Annotated in this window: 30 protein-coding genes and 1 pseudogene; 30 read left to right on the forward strand and 1 reads right to left on the reverse strand. The window is 42.4% G+C overall.

The genetic code is table 11. From position 1 onward, the window contains the following. Positions 1 to 72: 72 nt before the first annotated feature. From ACFQU8_RS13145 to ACFQU8_RS13160, 4 genes and pseudogenes are all read left to right on the forward strand, one after another. Positions 73 to 891: pseudogene (locus ACFQU8_RS13145) on the forward strand (ribonucleotide reductase N-terminal alpha domain-containing protein); the annotation flags it as partial. A gap of 215 nt (positions 892 to 1,106) precedes the next feature. Continuing rightward, positions 1,107 to 2,942, forward strand: a complete 1,836-nt coding sequence (locus ACFQU8_RS13150) for a vitamin B12-dependent ribonucleotide reductase (RefSeq protein WP_382361695.1) — start codon at positions 1,107 to 1,109, stop codon at positions 2,940 to 2,942. Between the two features lie 143 nt (positions 2,943 to 3,085). Next, positions 3,086 to 3,511, forward strand: coding sequence for a transcriptional regulator MntR (gene mntR, locus ACFQU8_RS13155; RefSeq protein WP_382361082.1), 426 nt, complete (start codon positions 3,086 to 3,088; stop codon positions 3,509 to 3,511). A 65-nt stretch (positions 3,512 to 3,576) separates the two neighbouring features. After that, positions 3,577 to 4,467 (forward strand): patatin-like phospholipase family protein, encoded by an 891-nt coding sequence (locus tag ACFQU8_RS13160; RefSeq protein ID WP_382361084.1) that lies wholly within the window; start codon positions 3,577 to 3,579, stop codon positions 4,465 to 4,467. Between the two features lie 14 nt (positions 4,468 to 4,481). Here the strand turns inward: ACFQU8_RS13160 and ACFQU8_RS13165 are convergent, their stop codons facing one another. Beyond that, positions 4,482 to 4,856 carry an SA1362 family protein gene (locus tag ACFQU8_RS13165; RefSeq protein WP_382361087.1) on the reverse strand — a complete coding sequence of 125 codons (375 nt, stop codon included), beginning with the start codon at positions 4,854 to 4,856 and terminating at the stop codon, positions 4,482 to 4,484. 260 nt (positions 4,857 to 5,116) lie between these two features. Between ACFQU8_RS13165 and ACFQU8_RS13170 the strand changes: the two genes are divergently transcribed. From ACFQU8_RS13170 to spo0A, 26 genes are all read left to right on the forward strand, one after another. Beyond that, on the forward strand, positions 5,117 to 5,629 hold the full coding sequence (locus ACFQU8_RS13170; RefSeq protein WP_382361090.1) for a YqhR family membrane protein: 513 nt from the start codon (positions 5,117 to 5,119) through the stop codon (positions 5,627 to 5,629). 92 nt (positions 5,630 to 5,721) lie between these two features. Then, positions 5,722 to 6,159: a type II 3-dehydroquinate dehydratase gene (aroQ, locus tag ACFQU8_RS13175; RefSeq protein WP_382361093.1), complete on the forward strand. Its 438-nt coding sequence runs from the start codon at positions 5,722 to 5,724 to the stop codon at positions 6,157 to 6,159. Between the two features lie 15 nt (positions 6,160 to 6,174). Then, positions 6,175 to 7,236: a M24 family metallopeptidase gene (locus tag ACFQU8_RS13180; protein WP_382361096.1), complete on the forward strand. Its 1,062-nt coding sequence runs from the start codon at positions 6,175 to 6,177 to the stop codon at positions 7,234 to 7,236. Between the two features lie 19 nt (positions 7,237 to 7,255). After that, positions 7,256 to 7,822 carry an elongation factor P gene (gene efp, locus ACFQU8_RS13185; protein WP_382361099.1) on the forward strand — a complete coding sequence of 189 codons (567 nt, stop codon included), beginning with the start codon at positions 7,256 to 7,258 and terminating at the stop codon, positions 7,820 to 7,822. A gap of 122 nt (positions 7,823 to 7,944) precedes the next feature. Then, complete coding sequence (gene spoIIIAA, locus ACFQU8_RS13190) at positions 7,945 to 8,922, forward strand: stage III sporulation protein AA (RefSeq protein WP_382361102.1); 978 nt, start codon at positions 7,945 to 7,947, stop codon at positions 8,920 to 8,922. Beyond that, entirely contained in the window at positions 8,867 to 9,376 is a 510-nt protein-coding gene (gene spoIIIAB, locus ACFQU8_RS13195; protein WP_382361105.1) for a stage III sporulation protein SpoIIIAB, read from the forward strand. Before spoIIIAA ends, spoIIIAB begins: the two co-directional genes overlap by 56 nt. A gap of 21 nt (positions 9,377 to 9,397) precedes the next feature. Continuing rightward, a complete protein-coding gene (gene spoIIIAC, locus ACFQU8_RS13200; protein WP_382361108.1) occupies positions 9,398 to 9,604 on the forward strand; it encodes a stage III sporulation protein AC in 207 nt (68 codons plus the stop codon). 5 nt (positions 9,605 to 9,609) lie between these two features. Continuing rightward, entirely contained in the window at positions 9,610 to 10,002 is a 393-nt protein-coding gene (spoIIIAD, locus tag ACFQU8_RS13205; RefSeq protein WP_382361111.1) for a stage III sporulation protein AD, read from the forward strand. Positions 10,003 to 10,035: 33 nt separating this feature from the next. Next, positions 10,036 to 11,223 carry a stage III sporulation protein AE gene (gene spoIIIAE, locus ACFQU8_RS13210; RefSeq protein ID WP_382361698.1) on the forward strand — a complete coding sequence of 396 codons (1,188 nt, stop codon included), beginning with the start codon at positions 10,036 to 10,038 and terminating at the stop codon, positions 11,221 to 11,223. A 10-nt stretch (positions 11,224 to 11,233) separates the two neighbouring features. Further along, positions 11,234 to 11,872, forward strand: coding sequence for a stage III sporulation protein AF (gene spoIIIAF, locus ACFQU8_RS13215; protein WP_382361114.1), 639 nt, complete (start codon positions 11,234 to 11,236; stop codon positions 11,870 to 11,872). Continuing rightward, on the forward strand, positions 11,869 to 12,498 hold the full coding sequence (spoIIIAG, locus tag ACFQU8_RS13220; protein WP_382361117.1) for a stage III sporulation protein AG: 630 nt from the start codon (positions 11,869 to 11,871) through the stop codon (positions 12,496 to 12,498). The genes spoIIIAF and spoIIIAG overlap by 4 nt, the downstream gene beginning before the upstream one ends. Before the next feature lie 15 nt (positions 12,499 to 12,513). After that, positions 12,514 to 13,113, forward strand: coding sequence for a SpoIIIAH-like family protein (locus ACFQU8_RS13225; RefSeq protein ID WP_382361120.1), 600 nt, complete (start codon positions 12,514 to 12,516; stop codon positions 13,111 to 13,113). A 259-nt stretch (positions 13,114 to 13,372) separates the two neighbouring features. Next, entirely contained in the window at positions 13,373 to 13,882 is a 510-nt protein-coding gene (accB, locus tag ACFQU8_RS13230) for an acetyl-CoA carboxylase biotin carboxyl carrier protein (RefSeq protein ID WP_382361123.1), read from the forward strand. Between the two features lie 13 nt (positions 13,883 to 13,895). Further along, positions 13,896 to 15,257, forward strand: a complete 1,362-nt coding sequence (gene accC / locus ACFQU8_RS13235; protein ID WP_382361126.1) for an acetyl-CoA carboxylase biotin carboxylase subunit — start codon at positions 13,896 to 13,898, stop codon at positions 15,255 to 15,257. Continuing rightward, on the forward strand, positions 15,257 to 15,643 hold the full coding sequence (locus ACFQU8_RS13240; protein WP_382361129.1) for an Asp23/Gls24 family envelope stress response protein: 387 nt from the start codon (positions 15,257 to 15,259) through the stop codon (positions 15,641 to 15,643). Before accC ends, ACFQU8_RS13240 begins: the two co-directional genes overlap by 1 nt. A 145-nt stretch (positions 15,644 to 15,788) precedes the next feature. Then, positions 15,789 to 16,169 (forward strand): transcription antitermination factor NusB, encoded by a 381-nt coding sequence (gene nusB, locus ACFQU8_RS13245; protein ID WP_382361132.1) that lies wholly within the window; start codon positions 15,789 to 15,791, stop codon positions 16,167 to 16,169. A gap of 15 nt (positions 16,170 to 16,184) precedes the next feature. Next, a complete protein-coding gene (folD, locus tag ACFQU8_RS13250) occupies positions 16,185 to 17,045 on the forward strand; it encodes a bifunctional methylenetetrahydrofolate dehydrogenase/methenyltetrahydrofolate cyclohydrolase FolD (protein WP_382361135.1) in 861 nt (286 codons plus the stop codon). After that, on the forward strand, positions 17,035 to 18,399 hold the full coding sequence (gene xseA, locus ACFQU8_RS13255; RefSeq protein WP_382361139.1) for an exodeoxyribonuclease VII large subunit: 1,365 nt from the start codon (positions 17,035 to 17,037) through the stop codon (positions 18,397 to 18,399). The genes folD and xseA overlap by 11 nt, the downstream gene beginning before the upstream one ends. Next, on the forward strand, positions 18,377 to 18,616 hold the full coding sequence (locus ACFQU8_RS13260; protein WP_382361142.1) for an exodeoxyribonuclease VII small subunit: 240 nt from the start codon (positions 18,377 to 18,379) through the stop codon (positions 18,614 to 18,616). The genes xseA and ACFQU8_RS13260 overlap by 23 nt, the downstream gene beginning before the upstream one ends. Beyond that, entirely contained in the window at positions 18,613 to 19,503 is an 891-nt protein-coding gene (locus ACFQU8_RS13265; RefSeq protein WP_382361145.1) for a polyprenyl synthetase family protein, read from the forward strand. The genes ACFQU8_RS13260 and ACFQU8_RS13265 overlap by 4 nt, the downstream gene beginning before the upstream one ends. A 697-nt stretch (positions 19,504 to 20,200) precedes the next feature. Then, on the forward strand, positions 20,201 to 20,794 hold the full coding sequence (locus tag ACFQU8_RS13270; protein WP_382361148.1) for a hypothetical protein: 594 nt from the start codon (positions 20,201 to 20,203) through the stop codon (positions 20,792 to 20,794). Positions 20,795 to 20,834: 40 nt separating this feature from the next. After that, positions 20,835 to 21,659, forward strand: coding sequence for a TlyA family RNA methyltransferase (locus tag ACFQU8_RS13275; RefSeq protein WP_382361151.1), 825 nt, complete (start codon positions 20,835 to 20,837; stop codon positions 21,657 to 21,659). Positions 21,660 to 21,678: 19 nt separating this feature from the next. Beyond that, entirely contained in the window at positions 21,679 to 22,128 is a 450-nt protein-coding gene (gene ahrC, locus ACFQU8_RS13280; protein WP_382361154.1) for a transcriptional regulator AhrC/ArgR, read from the forward strand. Positions 22,129 to 22,143: 15 nt separating this feature from the next. Further along, on the forward strand, positions 22,144 to 23,853 hold the full coding sequence (gene recN, locus ACFQU8_RS13285; protein ID WP_382361157.1) for a DNA repair protein RecN: 1,710 nt from the start codon (positions 22,144 to 22,146) through the stop codon (positions 23,851 to 23,853). A gap of 200 nt (positions 23,854 to 24,053) precedes the next feature. Then, entirely contained in the window at positions 24,054 to 25,307 is a 1,254-nt protein-coding gene (gene spoIVB / locus ACFQU8_RS13290; RefSeq protein WP_382361160.1) for a SpoIVB peptidase, read from the forward strand. Positions 25,308 to 25,561: 254 nt separating this feature from the next. Then, on the forward strand, positions 25,562 to 26,344 hold the full coding sequence (gene spo0A / locus ACFQU8_RS13295) for a sporulation transcription factor Spo0A (RefSeq protein ID WP_382361163.1): 783 nt from the start codon (positions 25,562 to 25,564) through the stop codon (positions 26,342 to 26,344). The last annotated feature ends 53 nt before the right edge of the window (positions 26,345 to 26,397 follow it).

Here is a 26,397-nt window from a genome sequence, read left to right on the forward strand (position 1 = left end):
CTTCTTTACTAGATATTGTTTCGATGATATGCTTTATTTATAGTATAACAGTAAGAAGGAGTGAAATCCATTATGCCGACAGCTGCCGACAGCCGGGCCGAAATTGATACGGGAATGCTGAATGAAGATATCAAACGTTTTCCGCAGGTATATGCGATTACCCGCGATATGAAGCTCACACACAAAGGTGTTTCACGGCTTGTTATGCTTGACCGGTATGCTTTCAAAGATACGGCAAAGCTGACGCTTAAAGAAGGGGATTTTGTCGTATTAACTGTTAAATCCGACCCTGAATTTCCGGCACGGGGGTTAGGATTTATTCATTCGGTTAACTGGGACAACCAAACAGCTATGGTCCAGATAGGTTCAGAATTTGTTTCTGTGCTTGATGATGAAGAGGAAGCTGCCACAGGTATTGTCAGACGGTCACTCGAAGTGATTGATAAGCCTTTGGAAGTTTATTATGAACAGATTGCTATGCGCAATGCGACAGGTCTTTCGAACGTGGAAACAACACAGGCTAAACAGCAGGAATGGTTTGAACAGTTTAAACAGGAACTGACCAGCATGAATTTCATTCCAGCAGGACGTGTTCTTTATGGGGCTGGAGCAGATACGGATGTCACGTATTTCAATTGCTATGTGATGCCCTATATTCAGGATTCAAGGGAGGGTATTTCGGAACACCGTAAACAGGTGATGGAAATCATGTCACGCGGCGGCGGTGTCGGGACAAACGGTTCGACACTTCGTCCACGGAATACACTCGCCCGGGGAGTCAATGGCAAATCTTCCGGATCGGTCTCATGGCTCGATGATATCGCTAAGCTGACTCATCTTGTCGAACAGGGTGGATCCAGACGTGGTAAAATGAGTTGCCTCGTCTCTAATTAAACCTCGTGAATTGCTGGAAACTCTTTTATGGCTTGTTGGCTACAACGTAACTGGAAACGGTAAGCGTGACAGCGAAAAAACAAACAAGCGGACAAAGACAACCAGCAGCCAAGCTTCCAGTGGAAGAAGGTTCAACGGCCATCGAAAGCACGTATTAACGTAAGCGAGTAGAGTAGAAATCAAGCGATTTCGAAGCGCGAGGACACATTACTATATGTGTAAGATATGGTCTGAACTTCAGGGTGACCTGGAGAGTTGATGCAGCGAATCGACGCAACAAAATGGCTCAAATGATTATGCTAGCTGATTCTCATCCCGATATTATTGAGTTCATCATTTCCAAGATGCAGAATCCGCGCATTTTAAGATATTTACTGGAAAATACTGAAGACGAACAGATTCGAAATCGCGCCGCGGAAAAATTGCAGTTCACTCCGCTTACACAAACAGAAGCTGATATTTATCAGGGTATTCTTAACTGCCGATCAATGCCGGGACAGGGTGGATTCAGTCAGGAAGCCATGCGTGAAGCGGAACAAAAACTGGCTAATGGCGGCACGTATAGTGTTCATAACCCGGAGTTTTTATCCGGCGCCAATATTTCGGTGAGTATCACGCAGGACTTCATGGAAGCTGTTGAAAATGATGATGTTTATGAACTGTGTTTTCCCGATGTCGAGAATTATACAAGTGACGAAATGAAAGCTTACAATGAACAATGGCATGAGGTTGGTGATGTTCGTAAATGGAAGGAAATGGGCTATGGCGTTCGTGTTTATCGCCGTATAAACGCAAGAGATCTGTGGAATTTAATTAATATTTGCGCCACTTACGCCGCCGAGCCAGGCATTTTCTTTATCGATAATGCGAACGACAAGACTAATGCAGCAGCCTATGGTGATCAGGTAGTTGCAACAAATCCGTGTGGTGAACAGCCACTCGCACCTTACTCAGTCTGTAACCTTGCAGCTGTTAACTTAGCCCAGATGGTTGATAAAGAGGCGAAAACAGTTGATTATAGAAGACTTGAGCAAACAGTCAAAACAGGCGTGCGTATGCAGGATAATGTGATTGATGCAACACCGTATTTTCTTAAGGAAAATAAAAAACAGGCACTTGGCGAACGCCGGGTTGGACTTGGTGTGATGGGACTGCATGATTTATTGATTTATTGTGAGACAAAATATGGCTCTGAAGAGGGTAACCAGCTGATAGATGCCATTTTTGCAACCATTGCGAAAACAGCTTATCGCGAATCAATTGAACTGGCCAAAGAAAAAGGAAGTTTTCCATTTTTGACAGGTGAAACGGACGAAGAAACAAACCGTTTGCGCAAAGCTTTTATTAATACAGGCTATATGCAAGACATGCCTGCTGATATTAGAAATGGCATTCTTGAATATGGGATCCGTAATTCCCATTTGTTAACCGTTGCGCCAACAGGATCAACTGGAACAATGGCTGGTGTCAGCACCGGACTGGAGCCTTATTTTTCCTTTTCTTATTATCGAAGCGGACGTCTTGGAAAATTCATTGAGGTTAATGCTGATATTGTGCAGGAATATCTTGACCAGCATCCTGACCAGGATCCGGATCATCTGCCCCAATGGTTTATATCAGCTATGGATTTGACGCCGGAAGAACACGCGGATACACAGTGTGTTATCCAGAAATGGGTGGACAGTTCAATTTCCAAGACCGTTAATGCTCCAAGAGGTTATACCGTTGATCAGGTAGAAGGCGTCTATCACCGGCTTTATAAAGGCGGTGCTAAAGGCGGAACGGTTTATGTGGATGGCAGTCGTGACACACAAGTGCTGACTCTGAAAGGTGAAGAAAGCTCTTCAGGTGAACAAACTGAACTCTTTGACGAAGAAAAATCGAAGGTCGTTCTGATGGATACAATTGAAGAGTTGGACAAAACGAATGTTTCAATTGGATCGGATATCGGTGACACTTGTCCGATATGCCGAAAAGGAAGTATTAAGGATATTGGCGGCTGCAACACATGTACAAGCTGTGGTGCCCAGTTAAAATGCGGATTATAAGATCAATGAAAAGGGACCAGTTCTTAGCTGGTTCCTATTTTCATAGTAACAGGCTTGCCATACATAGTCATATCCTGTATCCTGATTAATAGAGAAAAAGTGTTGCCTCTGATAAAAATTTATGAAAAGAAGTGAGTGATTCGATGCCTACAGTGAGCATGGAAGATTATATTGAACAAATTCATAACTTAATGGAAACAAAAGGCTATGCTCGGGTATCTGATATAGCAGAAGCGTTGCTGGTGCATCCATCATCGGTTACAAAAATGGTGCAAAAATTGGATAAGGATGGCTATTTGAATTATGAAAAATATAGAGGGTTTGTTTTAACGTCCAAAGGTGAAAAACTCGGGGAACGATTGGTTTACCGCCATGAATTACTGGAAGAATTTCTGGAAATTATTGGTGTTGATAAAGATAAAATTTATGATGATGTGGAAGGAATTGAACATCATCTCAGCTGGAACTCCCTTGACAGGATCGGGAACCTGGTGCAGTATTTAGAGACTGACGATCAGCGTGTTACGGAACTCTTGAAAAATATTGAAACAAATGATGCATCATATTAATGTTTTAATCACCCCGTTCGGTTTTTTAGTATATACTATATAAAGACCAATCGGGAGAGAGACAAATGAGAATTGATGGCGTTTTTTCAGGCGGCGGAGTTAAAGCCTATGCCTTCTTAGGTGCATTGGAACGAATAACGGCGAATGATTATTCATTTGAACGCGTCGCTGGTTCATCTGCTGGAGCCATTGTAGCTGCCTTTATTGCAGCTGGTTACCAGATTCAGGAGATGGATGACAGGCTTCGCGAAATGGATGCAGCCAAGCTGTTAGATCCCCCTAAATGGACGACGTTAATCCCCTTCTCGAAATGGCTGAATCTTTACTTTCATCTTGGTCTGAATAAAGGGGAAAAATTGGAAAATTGGATTTATCAGCTGCTTGCAAGAAAAAATGTTTACACGTTTGGCGATTTAAAACCCGGCTATTTAAAAGTAGTGGCGAGCGATATTTCGATTGGAAAGCTTGTTGTTATTCCGGATGATCTGCAACGCATTTATGGAATTAATCCAGCCAATTTTCCGATTTCAAAGGCAGTGCGCATGAGTGCGGGTTTTCCTTATTTTTTTATACCCAGTAAAATAACAGGGAAAACGCACAATAAAAGTCTGATCGTTGATGGCGGCCTTTTAAGCAATTTTCCGTTATGGGTTTTTCAGGATGAACTGCGGCGGGATAAGCGACCGATTTTAGGCATGAAATTAAGTGATGAGCCAGGACAGCAAGAACCTCATGATGTTAAAAATGCATTGGATATGTTTCAAGCATTATTTTCGACGATGTTAAATGCGCATGATGCCCGTTATATCTCAGAAACCGACAAAAAAAATATACTTTTTATACCAGTGAATCACGTTGCGACGACTGATTTTTCTCTGACAGATGCGTCAAAAGATCATTTGGTTAAGGTCGGACGTGAAAGGGCCGATGAATTCTTAACCTATTGGCCTGATTAAAAATCGGACCAGTTTTAAAAGCTGGCCCGATTTTTTCGTTTTGATTTGCTGCCATCTATGACACGTAAATGTGACTTTTGTTTAGTTGGTTTCCTCTTTATGCCAAATCGCTGTGAATCTTTGGAAGTGGCTGGCGGTGTTTGCTGCTGCTGACTATATTTGGCTTTTGATTGCTTCACAGCTTGTTTATACTTTTTAGCATCGTTGGACGATTGTTTTTTCCGGAAAAGTAAGAAGTAGAGCAGGCCGGAAACAACAACCCCAAATCCAACCATTGTAAGGACTGTTGTGAAAAAACTGGCTGCGTTGCTGAAAAGCTGGGTAATAACACCGATAACGGCTAGACCAATTATCACATACACAACCAGGGAGCCTTTATGATTAGCCACTGAGATGTCCTCCTTTTTTTAGTCTTATTATACTAAAAACTTAAACAGTGAACTTAACATATGCGGCATTAAAAAACGAATGCTATTTTAATTGTTTCCGTTCTTGTATAAATTATGCATTATTAAATCATAATTCTCTCTATACGCATTTTACTAAAAATAAGCGTAAAAAACCACATATAGGCTAATCTCGAAAAGCACGGAATTAGCGTGATTGAAATCGCGCGCGTTTGGGCAACACTATCACTGGAGGTGTTGTTATGCCAAGACAGGTAAAAAAGTCTGATCAGACTGAGCGTGAGTCCCGTTCAAATGTGTTAACCCGATCACTGCAGACAGGATTTGCCGGCGGTTTAATCGGTGGGGTTATGTGGGTCATTTTATACTATTTTAACTTCTCAGAAATAGCTCCAAAGCATTATCTGCTGAGCTCATGGACTGCAGCAGGCTGGGTTGACAGCTGGCTGGGCACTGTTATATCAATTTTAATGATTAGCATTATTTCCATTTTAGTGGCATTAATCTATTTTGGCACGTTTAAAACCATTAATTCGGTTTGGATCGGCGTTTTCTGTGGTGTGGTGCTGTGGTTTATCGTATTTTATATTCTGAAACCCATTTTTCCAAACATACCTTATGTTACGGATTTGAGCGCCGACACTATCGTTTCAACGATTTGTCTGTATATTTTATATGGAGTGTTTATTGGATTTTCCATATCTTATGATTATCATGATACCTTTGTAAAAAGCAAAACAGAACAAACAGAGTGACGGCTTATCATTATGAGTTGTATTATTCAAAAACCTGAATTTGTGATAAACTGAATATGTTGATCTGATTTTGATGAAGGCAGGCGTGTTAAATGAAACAACGGTTTTTACTGTTGAACGGGCCTAATATTAATTTACTGGGTAGCCGGGAAAAAGCTATTTATGGAGAGGTTACACTGGCGTCCATTGAAAAGGAATTAACAGAATTGGTACAGCAATACGAAGGAGAATTGGACTGTTTTCAGTCAAATCATGAAGGGGAATTAATTGATTCTCTGCATAAGGCCAATGCATCAGCCTTTGATGGCGTTATTTTTAATCCAGGTGCCTACACCCATACGAGTATCGCTCTGCGTGATGCGATTGCAGCTATTGATATCCCGGTTATTGAAGTCCATATAACGAATGTGCATCAGCGGGAGGCCTTCCGTCACCAGTCAATGCTTGCTGCCGTCTGCTACGGCCAGATTGTTGGCTTTGGCAAGGATAGTTATCGTCTGGCAGCATGGGCTCTTCTGGAAAATGAATAGAAAGGAATGATAATGATGAGCAAGCTAAACAGACTTCGTCAAAAACTAGAAGAAAATCAGCTTGATGCAATTGTGATTGCAAGCCCCGCCAATAGAAGATATATAAGCGGTTTTACGGGCACATCAGGTGCGGCTGTCGTCAGTCAGAACGATGCGCGGTTTATTACGGATTTCCGTTACATAGATCAGGCAAAGGAACAAATAGCGCATTTCACTGTTGTTAAACATACCCAGTCGATGAATGAAGAAATTAATGACCAATTGAAGCAAATGAACGTCGGACGGGTTGGGTTTGAAAAGGATCATGCATCCTATTCGGAATATGAACAGTATAAGAAAATATTCACGGCTGAACTGGTTCCTGTGAGCGGACTGGTTGAGGATTTGCGCCGGATTAAATCAGATGATGAATTGACCATCTTAAAACAGGCCGCAAAGATAGCTGATGATGCGTTTGTGCATATTCAGGACTATATAAAACCAGGCGTTAAAGAAATTGATATTTCCAATGAGCTTGAATTTTTTATGCGGCAGCAAGGGGCGACATCATCCAGTTTTGATATTATCGTAGCTTCGGGCTATCGTGCTGCGCTGCCGCATGGGGTGGCATCAGATAAAACGATTCAAAACGGCGAACTTGTGACGATGGATTATGGTGCCCTTCTGAACGGCTATTGTTCAGATACAACCCGAACGGTTGCTGTTGGTGAAATTAGTTCAGAGCTCAAGCAGATCTATAATACGGTGCTTGAGGCACAAAAGCGTGGTGTCAAAGGTCTGAAGCCAGGGATAACCGGAAAAGAAGCTGATGCCATAGCACGTGACTATATAAACGAACAGGGTTATGGCGATTACTTTGGCCATTCAACCGGGCACGGCGTCGGCATGGATGTTCATGAAAGTCCAAGCTTGTCCAGCCGGTCCGATATGAAACTGGAACCTGGTATGGTCGTAACCGTAGAACCTGGCATCTACATTCCAAATACGGGTGGCTGCCGTATTGAGGATGATATCGTTATAACAGAAACCGGTCATGAACGTCTGACCAATGCTGAAAAAGAATTAGTCCAGTTATAGGTTAAGGGAGGTGTGTAACATGGTTTCAGTTAATGATTTTAAAACAGGCTTAACCATTGAACTTGATGGTGAGGCCTGGCAGGTTGTTGATTTCCAGCACGTTAAGCCTGGAAAAGGTGCTGCATTTGTCCGGTCCAAGTTAAAAAATGTGCGAACTGGCAATATCCAGGAAAAAACGTTCCGTGCTGGCGAAAAAGTCAATCAGGCACACGTAGAAAGCCGAAAAATGCAATATCTATATGCATCGGGTGATACACACGCCTTTATGGATACTGACACATTCGAACAAGTGGATCTGCAAACGAGTCAAATCGAACATGAACTGAACTTTATGAAAGAGAATATGGAAGTGTCGATCATCATGTACCAGGGAGATGTGATCGGTGTTCAGCTTCCGAAAAACGTGGCATTAACAGTATCCGAAACAGAACCTGGACTAAAGGGGGATACAGCCAGCGGCGGTTCGAAACCGGCAACGCTCGAAACTGGTTACGTTATCCAGGTCCCCCTCTTTATTAATCAGGGCGAGACACTGCTGGTTAATACGTCTGAAGGTAAGTATGTATCAAGAGCTAATGAGAAATGAAAATAATAGTCGTTAAAAGCGGTCCTGTCTATCAGGATCGCTTTTTTATTGTTTATGCAAGTCATAATTTTGCCTTGTAAACATATAGTTGATAACAAGCTATCGAAAAGTGAGGACATGTTATGGACGAAATTTTGCGTTTATTTCCCGAAAGAATTCGTATTCCTATGAAGGCTAAACTTCAACATCGGTGGGGCAGCATGCAGGAAATCCGCTTTCGTCTTGCTCAACCAGTTGAACTTATTTTTGACGATCATACCGAATGGCTGTCTGATATTAAGCCTGATCGCAGAGACAGTATTTATTTGCTGAACCAACTGAGTGAATTTTCTTTATACCGTATGGAAGATGAATTGCGCGAAGGCTATGTCACGATCGAAGGCGGTCATCGTGTTGGGTTATCCGGCAAAGTCAATACATTGCATGGGCATGTTAAGGCAATCCAGCACATAGCATTCTTTAATATTCGGATAGCCAAGCAAATAATGGGTGCAGGTCAGCCGCTCATCCCCTATCTCTATAAGGAGAACTACTTGAACACGCTTTTGATCGGACCGCCACAAACAGGCAAAACCACGTTAATTCGTGATGTGGCGCGTTTGATTGGAACAGGCTGGGAAGGAGCAGGTGCCCATAAAGTAGGCGTTGTCGATGAAAGGTCGGAAATAGGAGGTGCCAAAAAAGGGATTCCGCAGCATGATATAGGTGCCCGAACTGATTTAATGGATGCCTGTCCGAAAGATGAAGGAATGATGATGATGATTCGTTCGATGTCTCCTGATGTCCTTATTGTGGACGAGATCGGACGTGACTCGGATGTTCAGGCCTTAATGGAAGCTATGAATGCTGGGGTTATTGTTATCTGCACCATTCATGGGAATTCACTTGAGGCTTTGCAAAAGCGCCCGTCGTTACAGCCATTGTTTAGACAGAATGTTTTTGAACGCTATGTGATATTGGACAGGCATAAACGGCCGGGTAATGTCCACCGAATCTACAATCAGGATGAGACGAATCTTTTGCAGAAATCGAGGTGCGTATCGGATGCAGTGGATTGGCGCGCTTCTTTTCATAGGGACGACAACACTGGCTGGATTTGATATTAGTAAACGGCTGAATGAGAGACCGCGTGACATTCGACAAATGAAGAACGCTTTGCAGATGCTTGAAGCCGAAATCCTTTACAGTCAGTTACCGTTACCGGATGTATTTGCAACCATTGCAACTCAAATACCACAGCCGACAGGTTCATTTTTTGATGGTATTGAAACATCCTTGCGGCAGCATGCCGATTTGCACGATATCTGGGACAAGCATGTCGAGGACCTTATCAAGCGTTCAGCGTTTGCTTCCAGCGAAGGGGAAATTTTAAAACAATTCGGCAGGACGCTGGGGCAGCACGACTTTGAACAGCAGCAAAAGCATATCTATCTGACGCTTAAACATCTGGACCGGGAACTTGATGAAGCCCGGGATCAACAGTTTAGATACAGCAAAATGGCTCGAACACTAGGTCTGTTATGCGGTCTTTTCATTGTATTGCTGCTTATCTAGGCAACGGAAAGGAGTACACGTATGGCGATGGATGCATCTATACTGTTTCAGATTGCCGGCATTGGGATTATTGTTGCGCTCATTCACACAATACTTAAGCAGCTGGGGAAAGAAGAAATTGCGCAATTTGCGACGCTTGCCGGCTTTATCATTGTACTGGTTATTGTTATTGACGGCATTTCCGATCTCTTTCAGCAGATTAAATCAGTCTTTCTTTTCCAAGGGTAGCCTTCATGGATATCGTGCAAATCGTTGTGATTGGGATCATCGCCAGTCTTCTTTACGTTGTTTTAAAAGAAATCAATCCTTCTTTTGCTTTTATTTTAATTCTCATAACGACGATTTTGATTTTTTTGGTTGTCATGCAGCAAATTGGCATCATTTTTGAGATGATCACGTCACTGGGATCTAAGGCGAACGTCGATGGCATGTATATGGACACGATTTTAAAAATTATTGGAATCTCCTATATTACTGAAATTGGCGCCAATCTTACAAGAGATGCTGGTCTTGAATCAGTTGCAGCCAAAATTGAACTTGCTGGGAAGATTTTTATATTAGTATTAGCCGTTCCCATTATTAAAGCGGTCATTGAAGCTATTTTAACCTTCGTCAATTCGGTTTAGATTCAGTTCGGGAAAGGAGTCATGCCCTAAGTGATACAACGTAAGCCATTTGCTGGCATTGTCTTCCTCTTGCTGTTACTTACGATGAGTCATGGGACCGTTTCGGCTGCGCAGGATAAAACGGATACCGATCCGGAAAAGGCTGAAGACCAGATTCTTGATGATATGTCGCTTGATGGCGTTGACTCTTATTGGCAAACACTTGCTGATGACTATGGCGGGTATATTCCTGAACTTGAGAAAACGAGCATCTATGAGTTCATAAAAGATAACGGATCGTTTTCGATTAAAAATGTATTATGGGGGGTGTTTGAATATTTATGGCATGAACTGCTTCTGAATGGAAAATTATTGGGAACACTGCTTGTGCTGACGTTATTCTCCGTTATCCTGCAAACGATGCAAACGGCTTTTGCAGACAGCACTGTCAGCAAAGTGGCCTACTATGTGGTTTATATTGTTCTCATTTATTTAGCTATGAACAGTTTTTACCAAGCCGTTTCTTATGCAAATGACGCCATTTCGACAATGAGCAGTTTTATGATTGCTTTATTGCCGCTTGTTTTGGGAATTATGGCCACCCTGGGCAATGTCATCACCGTTTCTTTTTTTCACCCGATCGTGATTTTTTTAATTAACACCAGCGGTATTCTGGTTTCCAAATTTATTCTGCCCTTACTGTTTCTAGCAGCTCTTTTATTGATCGTAAGCAGTTTGAGCGACACCTATAAAGTTACAAAACTTGCTAATTTATTTAAAAACGTCGGGATAGGTGCATTAGGTATCTTCTTAACGGTTTTTATGGGTGTGATGTCCGTTCAGGGTGCGACCAGTGCTGTCCAGGATGGTGTGGCCATGAAAACAACTAAGTTTGTTACCGGCAACTTTATTCCTGTTGTTGGCCGAACGTTTACAGATGCGGCTGATACCATTTTAAGTGCCTCATTATTGCTGAAGAACGCTGTCGGGATTGTCGGTGTGGTGATTATTATTTTAATTGCTGCATTCCCAGCTATTAAAATATTTACAATTGCCCTGATTTACAAGCTGGCAGCAGCCATTTTACAGCCGGTTGGAAATGGTCCGGTTATCACAGCACTCGATATTATCAGCAAATACATTGTGTTAATTCTTGCCTGTCTATTAGCAGTCACCTTAATGTTCTTTTTATCAATTGTCATTTTAGTTATCGCAAGCAATATCACCATTCTTTTGCGTTAGGGGTGAGGCAATGGCTGTATTGATTGAATGGGTCACGCAGATCATCATATTTTTGCTGCTGGCATCGGTTGTTGATTTACTGATTCCGTCTAAATCAATGAAAAAATATGTCAAATTGACTGTGGGTCTGATTCTGATTCTCATCTTCTTAAAACCTGTGTTTTATGTTTTTGATATGGATGTCAAACAGACTCTGGAGCGTTCCTTCATGCAGCTTGAAGAAGAGCAGGAACAGGTAACTGAGACAGAAAATTTACTTAAAAAACAAAAAAATGAAATACAAGACTCCCAGCATGCATATATTTTAGAAGAGATGGCTGTCCAACTGAAAAAGACGGCCAACAAGTCCCTGGAGCAGAAGTATGAGCAAAAGGCAGCAGATATTGATCTGCAAATGTCACAGAAGACGAATCTTACATATGAAAATCTGAACGACCACCTTGAGCAGGTCGATGTGACATTACAAAAAGCTCAGGACGAGGAGGGGGTGGAGGCTGTTGAAGATATTGTTATAGATTCAGAGGGAAATCGTGTAAGTGACAAAGATGAGGCCGCCATTGATTTACAAGGTATCAAAAAATTGCTGCACAATGTATGGGATATTGATAAAGAAAAAATCACCATTATTGGGGAGGGGGGGTCATCTTGAAACAGTTTTTACAGAAGTGGCTGCAGACGTCCGATTCAACTGACAAACCGCCCAAAAAATTCAACTATATTCTTATTATCGGTTTAATTGGATTGTTGCTGCTGATTATAGGCAATGTCTTTTCGTCTTCAGATGAAGCTCAGGAAACGCCTATGGATGATGTTCAGGAAGAGACGGACAAGCAGCCTGCAGACGAAACTCTATCGGATAAAGCAGCGGATTCACCTGAAATGGATGAAGTGGAAAAGAGTTATGAGGAAGATTTGCAGCACATGCTGAATCAAATTGAAGGTGTTTCAGAGACAGAGGTAATGGTTAATCTCGACTCAACAAGTGTAAAAGTATTTGAAAAAAATCTGATAAACGGGCAGCAGGTAACTGAAGAAACAGATGAAAACGGTGGAACGCGTGATATTGAAGATACACAAAAAGAAACAGAAGTGGTGCTGATTAACCGTGGTGATAAGGAAGTGCCGCTGCTTGTCCGGACTGAAAAACCAGATGTAAGGGGGGTTTTCATCGTTGCAAAGGGTGTCGATCATGCCACCGTAGAGAAATGGGTTGTTGACGCAATTTCCAGTGTTCTCGATGTCGCAACGCATAAAGTATCTGTCATGCCAAAATAACAGGAGGGAATTATTATGTTAAAAAAACAGACAGTTTGGCTTTTGACCATGTTAAGTTTGATGATCGTCCTGAGTGTTTATTATATGACGTCGCCGGATAGTGATGGTGATCTGGCTTATAATGATCAGAATGAGAAGGCATCCGAGGAGGCATCATCCGATGAAGCATCATCTCCAGATAAACCGAAAAATGAAGGAGATGAGGATGAAGTGGATGCTGAAGCTGAAGCCGATGTCGGGGACATGTCTAATAGAGGTGAAGATCAGTTGTTCGCAAGCATCCGTATGGACATTCAGGATGAGCGGAGCGAAATGAAAGATCAGCTGGATGACGTAGTAGCCTCCAGCACGGCAAGCGTTGAAGAAAAGAGTAAGGCTAGGGATGAAATGAATCAGCTTAATGAGATATCGAAAAAGGAATCAATTTTAGAGAATTCCATTATCGCAGCAGCTGACTATAAGGATGTACTTGTGCGCCATGACGATGATGTGGTCCATGTTCGCGTTAAAGAAACCAAACAGTTAAGTAATTCTGAAGTTGTGAATATTATGCAAATGGTCCGTGATGAATTCGGCGAGATAACGGTTGATGTTGTCCAGCCATCAGAAGATTAAACGTCTCTGTATTCTTAAAAGAGCGATGTAAGAGAACCGGATGGTTTTTCCTCCGGTTTTTGTTTTGTTTCACCACCACATCACCATAGTCGCATCATAAGCGTATGACTGGTATAATCTTCATACTGGGAATGATTAATTCAGGCAGTATCTGCGTAAATGGTGTCTTGCTCGACTTGAAGTTTTTATTCCATTTATCGTAAAATATGAAAAGGAACGATCCGCACTATTAGTAATCTGTAAATAAGGAGTGCCCTGTATGTTAAAAGTTGAAGAACTGCGTGAACTTGTCAAAATTGTTGACCAATCAACCATTGATGAATTCACTTATGAAACGGACGGAACAACGGTTACGATGAAAAAGACAAATGCACAAATGCCGCCAGCTGTAAACGTAAGCCCAGCCAGTACAACTTCAGAATCGCAAGCACCAGTAAGTGCAGCTGAGCCGGAAGTTAAGGCTGCACCAGCAACAAGCAGTTCGCAGACCGATCAGGCTCATGCGGAGACACAAACTGCAGCGGATTTTGATTATGAGATCGTGTCGCCAATGGTTGGTACATTTTACACGAAACCGGAACCTGAAAGTGATGCCTATGTTAAAAAGGGTACGAAAGTGGCAAATGATTCGACTGTTTGTATCGTTGAAGCCATGAAACTATTCAACGAAATCGAGGCGGAAGTCAGCGGTGAGATAACCGAAATTCTTGTGGATGATGGTGAACTGGTTGAATACGGGCAGCCATTGTTCAGAGTGAAGACCAAGTAAGGAGATGTCTCAGTTGATTAAAAAAGTATTGATTGCGAATAGAGGAGAGATAGCGGTTCGCATTATTCGGGCATGTAAAGAAATGAACATAACCACTGTAGCGGTTTATTCTGAAGCTGATCAAGAAGCGCTTCACGTGCAGCTGGCTGACGAAGCTTATTGTATTGGACCAGCCCTTTCCTCTGAAAGTTACTTAAATTTGACGAATATTATGAGTGTTGCTACGCTGACAGAAGTTGATGCCATTCATCCAGGCTATGGCTTCCTTTCCGAAAACGCTGATTTCGCTGAGATTTGCAAGGCATGCAATATTACATTTATTGGTCCATCTGCTGAAGCGATTCAAAAAATGGGTGTAAAAGACGTTGCCAGAGAAACAATGAAGGCAGCTGATGTCCCAATTGTACCAGGATCAGAAGGTATTATTCAAAATGAAGAGGAAGCCAGAACAGTCGCCGAAACAATTGGTTATCCTGTTGTTATTAAAGCGACAGCAGGAGGCGGCGGAAAAGGGATACGTGTTGCGAGAACTGAAGAAGAACTTGTGAATGGCATTCGCATTACACAGGAAGAAGCGGAAAAATCCTTTGGCAACGCAGGGGTTTATCTGGAGAAATATATTGAAGATTTTCGCCATGTGGAGATTCAGGTTTTGGCTGATAAACACGGTCATGTCATCCATCTTGGCGAGCGTGATTGTTCGATTCAGCGCCGTCTGCAGAAATTGGTTGAAGAGACACCATCACCGGCGATCACACCTGCCATTCGCCAAAAAATGGGAGATGCTGCTGTGAAGGCCGCAAAGGCTGTTGATTATGTTGGTGCCGGTACAATTGAATTTATTTTTGACCGGACGGATGAGACGTTTTATTTTATGGAAATGAATACTCGGATTCAGGTTGAGCATCCGATCACTGAGATGGTAACAGGGGTTGATCTGGTTAAAGAACAGATAAGAGTAGCTGACAATGAACCGCTCCCCTTTGCGCAGGAGGATATCACGTATGAAGGATGGGCTATGGAATGCCGGGTTAACGCGGAAAATCCATTTAAAAATTTCATGCCATCACCAGGTAAAATTGACTTGTATCTGCCACCCGGCGGTTTTGGTGTAAGAGTTGAATCCGCAGCCTATACGGGCTACAGCATTCCGCCTTTTTACGATTCAATGGTTGCTAAGCTCGTGACACACGGCAAAACACGTACAGAGGCCATTGATCGGATGAGACGTTCACTGGATGAGTTTGTTGTTGAGGGTGTTGATACAACGATTCCATTCCATCATCAAATCATGGAACACCCCGTTTTCATAAGTGGTGATTTTAACACGAGATTCCTTGAGGAAAATCCGATTAAAGAAAAGGATGAGGACTGATGAGCGAACAGCCTTTGGTTAATGTAAGTGATGATTTAACTTTGGGAGTTGTTGAGATCGCTCCGGAAGTTATTGAAGTAATCGCTGGGATTTCCGCCTCCGAGGTAACGGGGGTATCTTCCATGCGCGGTAACTTTGCCACTGATGTTGTGGAACGGTTTGGCAAAAAAGCGCATAGTAAAGGTGTTAAAGTTGATCTGACTGAAAATGGCATTCTGATTGATTTGTTCGTCGTCCTAAATTTTGGTGTCACTATACCAAATGTGGCAAAACAGCTTCAGGATAACATTCGTCAAACATTAAAAAATATGACGAATCTGGATATCGCTGAAATCAATGTTCATGTTGTTGGCATACAAATGGAAAGTGCGGACGAACAGGAATAAGTCAAAAGATATGATCTTTTGACTTATTTTTTTGTGAAGTCTGGTAAAATGACCAGCCTTCTGATAGGATAATACTCTGTCTGGCTTTAAGAAAGCTGTTCGTGTTATGATTTGAATACGATATAAATTAAAGGAGTTATGGCTGATGAACCGGCATGCAGCACGAGAAAAAGCAATGCAGATTCTATTTCAACTGGATATAAACGACAAAAACCCTGAACAAGCTATGACTGATTATCTTGAGTCACTTGAAATTGATCCTTATTTGCAGGATCTTGTTAAAGGCGCAGCCGCACATAAAAGTGCAATTGACAACACAATTATAACGCATTTGGAAAATTGGACCATCGACCGTATAGCCTCGGTGGAACGCACGATTTTGCGAATTGCTGTTTATGAACTTGACTGGCAGGATGAGGTGCCGCAAAATGTGGCCATTAATGAAGCGGTCGAACTTGCTCATAAATATGGTGATGATAATTCCGGCAGATTCGTCAATGGTGTGTTATCAAACGTTATCGCATAGGAAGGAGTTGACACGATGGCGGCTAATATTATCGATGGAAAAGCGCTCGCTCACAAATTGAGGGAGACGATAACAGAGGACGTATCACAATTGCGGCAGGATGGCGTTATACCACACTTGACAGTGATTATCGCTGGTGACGATCCCGCTTCCAAGTCCTATGTCAGAGGAAAAGAGAAAGCAACCCAGCAGACAGGTATTTCATTTGACGTGATTGATATGCCAGCAGCGATTTCGGAAAAAGAACTTCTGGATTCAATTCGTGAATTAAATCACGACAAATCCGTTCATGGCATACTTGTCCAGCTGCCTCTTCCAGAACATATTGATGAGCAAAATGTTATTCAGACGATTCATCCTGATAAAGATGTAGATGGTTTTCATCCTGTCAATATTGGCAAATTAATGAGTGGACAGGCTACGTTTTTGCCTTGTACGCCCTATGGCATAATGACAATGCTCGAAGCCTATAATATTTCGGTTAAGGGAAAACATGCGGTTGTGATCGGACGAAGCCGTATTGTCGGAAGGCCGGTGGGACAATTGCTTTTGAACCAGGATGCAACGGTGACGTATTGCCACTCCAAAACACACCAGCTGACAGCTTATGCAGCCAGTGCTGACATCCTTATTACGGCAGTTGGAAAGGCTAATATGATTAACAGTGAAGCGATTAAAGAAGGCGCCGTTATTATTGACGTGGGTATGAATCGCCTTGATGACGGGTCATTGACCGGAGATGTGGATTTCTCATCAGCAGCAGAAAAAGCATCTTACATAACGCCAGTTCCAAAAGGCGTAGGCCCCATGACAATTACGATGCTCCTGAAGAATACTGTTCAGGCCGCTAAAGGACTGTCCTATTTTGCAGGATAACTATTTAACAGTCACTGCGCTGACAAAATATATCAAACAGAAATTTGCGACAGACCCGCATTTAAAGCATATATGGCTAAAAGGCGAGATCTCCAATTTCAAACGTCACAGCCGCGGCCATATGTATTTAACCATAAAAGATGACAACGCACGGATTCAGGCCGTTATGTTCGCAGGCAATAACCGCCGTTTGAAATTTCGTCCGGAAGATGGCATGAATGTGCTGATAAGCGGTGAAATCGGTGTGTTTGAACGATTCGGCCAATACCAGCTATACATTCAGCAAATGGAACCGGACGGCCTTGGCTCTCTCTATTTAGCATTTGAACAATTGAAGGAGAAATTGAATCGGCAGGGCTATTTTGTTCAGGAACATAAAAAGGAACTGCCGGCATTCCCGGAGCATATCGGTATTATGACATCACCAACAGGTGCGGCTGTGCGCGATATTATTACGACGATTAAGCGCCGGTATCCGATTGCCCGGACAACTGTTCTGCCTGTTATTGTTCAGGGCGAGAATGCAGTACAGTCAATTGTAGATGGCATTAGCCGGGTTGACAGGGAAACAGACTGTGATGTTCTGATTGTCGGTAGAGGCGGCGGTTCAATTGAAGAACTGTGGGGATTCAATGAAGAAAAAGTGGCGGACGCTCTGTTCCGCTGTACGATACCTGTTATTTCAGCCGTCGGACATGAAACAGATAGCACAATCAGTGATTATGTAGCCGATGTGCGTGCCCCAACTCCAACTGGAGCGGCTGAGATAGCTGTGCCATCACAGCTGGAACTTCTGGATCGTATAAACGGGCACCGTCGATCATTAACGCGGGCTATGACAGAACAGCTGACTTCCTCTAAGCAAAACGTTCAGCGCATCAGTCAGTCATATGCATTTCGTTATCCAGAACATTTAATCCGGCAGAAAGAGCAAGAGCTGGATAAGCTTGTCGAACGCCTGGACAAATCAGTGAACCTTGAACAACGCCGCAAACACGAGGCATTGACCCATTTGAAGTCGCGTCTTTTGGGATCGCACCCCACAAAGCAAATTAATCGCACTGCCCAAGAGGTTGGCCAATTGAATAAGCAGCTCAATCGACTAATAACACAACAGCTGACTGAAAAGTCGTCCAGGCTGCAAAAGACACTTGAAAAATTATCATTGCTGAATCCACTGGAAACCATGAAACGCGGGTACGCTATTCCTTATACCTCAGAAGGAGAGCTGCTGAGATCAGTTGAATCAACGGCACAGTCTGCTAAGATCAGTGTTAAACTTGCTGATGGGACGCTCGATTGCCGTGTATTAGAGATTAAGGAGGAGACTTATGGAGGAGGAGAAAGAAGCTAATCTGTCGTTTGAAGAAGCTATGCAGCAATTAGAAAAAATCGTGGAAAAACTTGAACAAGGTGATGTACCGCTGGAAAAAGCTATTTCTTATTACCAGGAAGGGATGCAGTTATCTAAACTGTGCAATAACAAATTAACAAATGTTCAGGAAAAGATGACTAAAATCATGAATGAGCACGGCCAATATGAGACCTTTGATGTGCAGGAGGAAGAATGATCGTGCAGCAGGAACTAAATGATTTCATCAATACAACGAAACAGCTGATTCAACAGGAACTGCAAAAACGTTTGCAAAATTTGGATATACCGGAGCGTCTAAAAAATTCAATGCTATATTCCATACGGGCTGGCGGTAAACGCATGCGGCCGGTTCTTTTAATGGCAAGCTATGAAGCCTACCATCATGACAGAGAAAAAGCTCTATCTGCTGCTCTCGCACTAGAAATGATTCACACGTATTCACTTATCCACGATGATTTACCAGCGATGGACGATGATGATTTGCGCCGCGGGCAGCCGACTAATCATAAACAATATGATGATGCAACGGCTGTATTAGCTGGTGATGCGCTGCTGACTTTCGGTTTTGAAGTGATTGCTGCTGATGCGTATTTAACAAGTGAGGAGAAAGTGCAGCTAATTCAGTTGTTATCTGAGGCAAGTGGTCCTAAAGGAATGGTAGCTGGTCAAATGCTGGATATGGAAGCAGAAAAAAAACCAGTGACACTGGCAGAACTGGAAACCATTCATTTGAACAAAACGGGGGAGTTGTTCCGTTTTGCGATACATTCAGGAGCCTATCTTAGCGGAGCCACAGCCGAACAGCTGGCTTATCTGGATCAATTCGCTCATTATCTGGGACTTATTTTTCAGGTTCAGGATGATATTTTGGATGTAAGCGGCGATCCGGAAAAGTTAGGGAAACCAGTGGGCAGCGATAATGAGAATGAAAAGAATACGTATGTCAGATTACTGGGTCTTGAGGGCGCTGCCAGCATGAAACAGGATTATGTCCAGAAAGCGTATGATGCATTATATGGTGCCAATGCCGAAACATCACTTTTGAAGTCGCTGACTGATTATTTCAGTAACCGCGATCACTAATGCCGGCAGGAAATAGAGCAGAATCCTGACTAGTATTTTTTATGTAAATATGTTATATTAAACACGTAAAGGAATGGTGCAGTATTCTAGTCAGCCCTCCGTTTCTGAAGGCGGGCCTAAAAATCCGCTAAAGGGCATATCGATGAAGTTCCTTGTGTCGGCTTGAGGCGCCCAGCCTTGGGTCGGTGCTGGGAGTTAAGGTTTTCGGGCGATCCGCAAAGGCATGCGGGCGTAGACCCGATTACCGTGGAGGCCCATATCTGTCGTGTGGCCTAAGCCTAGGTCACATTATGGAATGGGGTATGAACCTGTGGAATAGGGGAAGGGAGACCTTATTTACAGCGTAGCCTGCCTTGAGTGGTGGTGTGGGGATTAGGGTCTTAATTGGCATTTCAGTGGCCACTGAAATGCTGCAGTACCCCTATGAAATCATCACTGCAAAAGAGGCTAAGAAATGGCCAAAGGTTGCTGAGGAAAACTCCTAGACTGTTCATTGACATTTAAAAGGCATTATAGTGTGGACTAAGTGGTAATCCAGTCCGGCTTCCGGCGACGGAGCTGAGATAGGTTTAAAGGGGAACCGCCCATATGGCAACATGGGGTACCTATCTGGGAAAACCTACTGGACCTAAGCTGCAGTTTTCGCCTTTTAAATGACCATTCCTGTCTATACATATTTGATGAAACAGGAGTTAAAATGAAGCCGCGAACTAGAAAATCACTAAAATTCAGTGTTAGTATTGCCGTTATCACGTTTGTGCTAGCGGCTATTTTTTCAATTGCTTCTGAAGCCGTTCTCAGTAATGTTATTTGGTTTATAGGATTGTTCACCGTTTTTATAATAGTGTTTCTGGGTGTAATCTTTGATATGATGGGGATTGCCGCCACTTCGGCGGTTGAAAGACCATTTCACGCGATGGCAGCAGAAAAAATTACTGGCGCCAAAGAGGCCGTCAGCATTATCCGCAATGCTGATAAGTTTGCCAGTTTTTGTAATGATGTTATTGGCGATATCTCAGGCATTATAAGCGGAACTGCTGCTTCTGCCGTGGTGCTGCAGGTTGCCAATTTATACGGTCAGGATGATGGTGCTTCCTTGCAGGTTGTCTTATCCGTTGTGTTGACAAGCCTTGTTGCGGCTCTGACGGTAGGCGGCAAGGCTATAGCTAAGCATATTGCTATTAATTCATCAACAGATCTGATTTTTTTCGCAGGTCGCGTGATTGCTTTTATCGAAAGCCATTTTAAAATCAAAATATTGCCCAGAGCTGAGAAAAATGAAAAAAAATAATTGCCTTCAAATCTAAAAATTAATAAAAGGGTATTTTGAGATGATAAAAAAGCGAGTAGACAGTCTGCTGGTAGAACGTAATCTGGCTGAGACAAGAGAAAAAGCTAAACGTCTCATTATGGCCGGGCTTGTTTTTAACAATGAAGAACGTTTAGACAAACCGGGTACAAAAGTTAGTGAGACAATGCCACTGTATGTTAAGGGACAAGCATTGCCATACGTCGGACGTGGCGGATTAAAATTGGACAAAGCATTACAGAAGTTTCCCATTGAACTGGCGGACAGAACAATGATTGATGTTGGTTCATCTACTGGCGGATTTACCGATTGTGCACTGCAGCATGGCGCAGTGCTCAGCTATGCTGTTGATGTGGGTTCTAATCAACTGGCATGGAAACTGCGTAAGGACCAGCGGGTTATTGTTATGGAACGGACCAATTTTCGTTATGTTACATCTGATATGATCCAGTACGGCTGCCCGGATTTTGCCGCGATAGATGTATCATTTATTTCCCTGAGATTGCTGCTCCCCGTTTTGAAGCAGCTGCTGCAGTATGACAGTGATGTAATCGCTCTAATTAAACCACAGTTTGAAGCAGGACGGGACCAGGTTGGTAAAAAGGGAATTGTCCATGATAAAAGGATTCATACAGAGGTGCTGAATAGGATAGTTGACTTTGCGGAAAGAGAAGGTTATCAACTGTTAAACCTGACATACTCACCGATAACAGGCGGTAATGGAAACATTGAATTTCTCGCCCATTTAGGCTGGAAAAAAGATCAGGCATCGATTAAGCAATGGACTGACATCGAAACATTAGTCGAAACAGCCCATGCTGAACTGCAGGCAAAAGCAACAGAGTAATCAGGAGTGGGGATATTGTATGAGTAAAATTCAGCGTCATATCAAAATCCGTCAGTTGATAACTGAAAACGAAATTGAAACTCAGGATACACTTGTGGATAAGCTGATAGCACTTGGTTATCATGTGACACAGGCGACCGTTTCTCGTGATATTAAGGATTTGCATCTTGTCAAAGTGCCTTCATCCAATGGCCATTATAAGTACAGTTTGCCTGCCGATCAGCGTTTTAACCCACTGGATAAACTTAAACGCCTGGTTCAGGATGCGTTTGTGAAAATGGAGTATACAAGCCATTTCATTGTACTGAAAACACTTCCAGGAAATGCACATGCCATTGGTGCTTTGATTGATAATCTGGAGTGGGATGAAATTATGGGTACGATTTGCGGTGATGATACATGTTTAATTATTTGCCGTACAGAAGATGATTCAGCTGCGATCCAACAACGCTTCCTGAGTATGCTCTAATGACGGGGTGACTATATGCTTACAGAGCTGGCGATTCGGGACTTTGCTATTATTGATGACGTCTCAATCACATTTACAAACGGTTTAACGGTTTTATCAGGTGAGACGGGTGCGGGAAAATCCATCATTATCGATGCCGTCCATTTGCTGTCAGGCGGACGCGGTTCTGTTGAATACGTTCGTCACGGAACAAAAAAGGCTGAAATCGAAGGACTTTTCACACTTGATTCGGATAATCAGCCTTTATTGGACACTGCAGATATCTATGGCGTCGATATCCAGGACGGGATGGTTGTTCTGCATCGTACCATAACAGCTGCAGGAAAGAGTATTTGCAGAATTAACGGCAAATTAGTAACACTGGCTATATTGAAGGAATTTGGCAAGTACTTAATTGATATTCATAGTCAACATGAGACGCAATCATTGCTGAATGCTGATAATCATATACAACTCCTCGACCTATACGATGAGAAAGCTATTTCCCAAACAAAAAGTGAATATACGGATTTATATGAAAAATTAACCACGTTGCAGAAACGCTATAAAGAATTAAGTGAAAATGAACGGGAAATTACACAGCGACTGGACTTGCTCACGTTTCAGAAGAACGAAATTGAAGGCGCTAATCTGGTGCCGGATGAAGATAAACAACTTGAAGAAGAGCGTAGTCAGCTAGCCAATTTCGAACGCATTTATACCAGTCTTCAGGATGCTTATAATGCTCTCTACGGTGAACAGAGGGGCTTAGAATGGCTGAGCACTGCTAATCAGGCACTGCAAAACAGCCGTGAATATGATTCCTTTATTGCCGAAAAAGCTGAAGAAATGTCTAACCATTATTTCCTGATGGAGGAATTGGTATACGATCTACGTTCCTACACTGAAACGCTGCAGTATGATTCCGGAAGACTGAATGAGATTGAATCGCGTCTGAATGAAATCAGCCATCTCAAGAAAAAATATGGCTCAACCGTTAATGACATTTTGGAATACCTCGGTCAGGTAGAAGAGGAATTGGAAGAAATAACACATAAAGATACCCACTTAACAAAATTGGAACAGCAAATTGCTGACACACGGGAAGATGCCTATCTGGAAGCGAAGCAGCTGCATGATTTGCGTCAGAAAGCAGCTGATGCATTAACAGAGGATATTCATCATGAACTTAAAGATTTATATCTGGAAAAAGCCTCTTTTTCAGTTTCCTTTAATACATCTGAAAAATCTGGGGAAACAACAAAACTTCATCGAAATGGCTTTGATGTGATTCACTTCCGGATTTCAACCAATCCAGGTGAACCTCTAAAGCAGCTGCACAAAGTCGCATCTGGCGGTGAATTGTCCCGTATTATGCTCGCATTAAAAAGATTGTTCGCTAAACATCAGGGTGTGACCAGTGTTATTTTTGATGAGGTAGACACCGGCGTCAGCGGAAGGGTTGCACAGGCCATGGCTGAAAAAATTCAGGAAGTTTCCAATCAATCACAAGTCTTGTGTATCACGCATTTACCTCAAGTTGCAGCTATGGCTGATACCCATAAGCTGATTCAAAAGTATGAAGAAGAAGACCGTACCTCAACCACTGTGGAAGAGTTATCGACAGATGACACCATTACAGAACTGGGCAGAATGATAACCGGTACTAAATTGACGGATACAGCCAAAGATCACGCCACAGAGTTGCTCGAACTGGCTGATAATTACAAAAAACAACATGGATAAAGAGCCGGAATTGGATTTTTCGGCTCTTCTTTTTTCCAGACAATTAAATAATTGTCTCCTTGTTCACTGATCCCACAGTCACAGGAAATGTTACACATCTTTTCTTGAATTTGACCTGTTTAAAACACAAGCGGATCGGTCAAATTAGAAGTACAGAGATAAAGTATTGATATGGGGTTAGGAGGAGGAGAGTGAATTAGGTGAATTATGACAATAAAGTACGGTTCATGGCAGGAATATTGTTTCTCATAACAGTTTTGGCAATTCCTTTCATCTCACCGTTTAATCATTACTTTTCCATTCCTGATCAGGTTATGGCTCATTCAGCAAACAATGATATCGGACCGGCCGACGCTTCTGCAGAACATGTTCAAGCATTTGGATCCAGTGTGTTCTATGCAAAACAATCCAAAAATCGTATGCCTGTTCAACAAACTGCGACTGAAGCAATGACGCAAGCCGATCAATCAGCACTTGAAGATGTAGAAATTGTTCCCGGTGGTCAATCACTTGGTGTACAGCTTAACACGCTTGGTGTCCTTGTTGTCGGTTATCATCAAATTGAAGGCGAAAACGGAAAAATGTCGCCTGGAGAAGAAGCCGATGTTCAAGTTGGTGACATGATTTTGGAGATAAATGGCAAAGACGTGGAAGACATGGAAGATGTTAAGCCTTTTGTTCAAAAAGCAGGCAAATCCGATGAAGAAATGGCTATAACCATTAAGCGGGACAATAAAACTTTTGAGACAGCAATGGAACCGGCAAAAGATGCTAAAGATAAATATCGGATTGGATTGTATATAAGAGACTCGGCCGCGGGAATTGGAACGATGTCTTTTTATGATCCTGCATCCAAAAAATATGGTGCACTTGGCCACGTTATCTCTGATATGGATACACAAAAGCCGATCGAGATCCATAACGGTACCATTGTGCGTTCCAATGTCACGGCTATTGATAAAGGAAACAGTGGAACCCCAGGTGAAAAGCAAGCAAAATTTTCAAATGAAGACGAAAAAATTGGAAACATTACAAAAAATACGCCATTTGGTGTTTTTGGTGAGCTTAACAAATCATTATCGAATAGTCCATACGATGAACCAATGCCGGTTGCATCGCCAGATGACGTCGAAGAAGGTCCGGCAAAGATTTTAACTGTTCTGGAAGGAGAAGAAGTGCAGGAATTTGACGTTGAGGTTGTCAGCAGTGTCCCCCAGAAGTATCCTGCCAAAAAAGGCATGGTTATTGAGATTACAGATGATGAACTGCTGAACGAAACAGGTGGTATCGTGCAAGGCATGAGTGGCAGTCCCATTATTCAGAATGACAAGATCATCGGTGCTGTCACCCATGTATTTGTAAATGATCCAACAAGCGGATATGGTGTTCATATTGAATGGATGCTTCAAGAAGCTGGTATCGAGGGAATACAACAAGGAAACCAGGCGGCTTGAAGAAAGCTGAACTTTAACAAAGGCTTGCTGCAGTGATTTACCCTGTGGCAAGCCTTTTTATATCGGAATCATTTCCAACAAAAGATATCAACTTTTGTCAGATTTCGTCAAATAAGACCGATATTTAAAGAAATACAGAGCAAAAATGCATATTAAGGAAAAATATGAAATTTTTTTATAATAAAAAAAGGATATTCCAATCTTATGTCGAATATATTGTATGGAGATGGTTCGAAGTAAAGGAGGAAACTTGTGTGGAAGAAATTTCAGTTTGTTTAGTGGACGATAATAAAGAATTTGTGGAACTTATGGAAGAGTACTTTTCTGATCTTCAGGATATTAACGTTATCGGAACTGCGTATAATGGTAGGGAATGTCTGGAAATGCTGGAGAAAAAGGAGCCGGATGTTCTCGTTTTAGACCTTATTATGCCGCATATTGATGGTTTGGGTGTTTTAAAAACAATTCGTGATTCAAATCGTAAAAATAGTCCAAATGTTATTATGCTTACTGCCTTTGGGCAAGAGGAGGTTATGAAAAAAGCAGGAGATCTGGGAGCTTCCTATTTCATTTTAAAACCATTTGAACTGGATAATTTAGCTGAGCAAATACGCCAGGTCAAGGGAGCTAAAACAGCCAAGCCATCAATATCAAAAAGGGAAAACAGTCAGGAGCGCAATAAAAAAGATCTTGAAACGAATATTACAAGTATTATTCACGAAATTGGCGTTCCGGCCCATATAAAAGGTTATATGTACTTAAGAGAAGCCATTACAATGGTTTATAATGATATTGAACTTTTGGGTTCGATTACGAAGGTGCTTTATCCAGATATTGCAAAAGCGTACAATACAACGGCATCGCGCGTAGAGAGGGCGATCAGGCATGCAATTGAGGTGGCCTGGAGCCGGGGGAATGTTGAGTCAATTTCACAGTTATTTGGCTATACCGTTAATATTTCCAAAGCTAAACCAACCAACAGTGAGTTCATCGCCATGGTGGCTGATCGTCTGCGTCTGGAACATAAGGCCAGCTGACGGATTCACAGAGACTCACTGAACGATAACACCAAAATATAAAACGCCTTCCT

This window comes from Lentibacillus kimchii (assembly GCF_042666895.1).
GTDB lineage: Bacteria > Bacillota > Bacilli > Bacillales > Amphibacillaceae > Lentibacillus > Lentibacillus kimchii.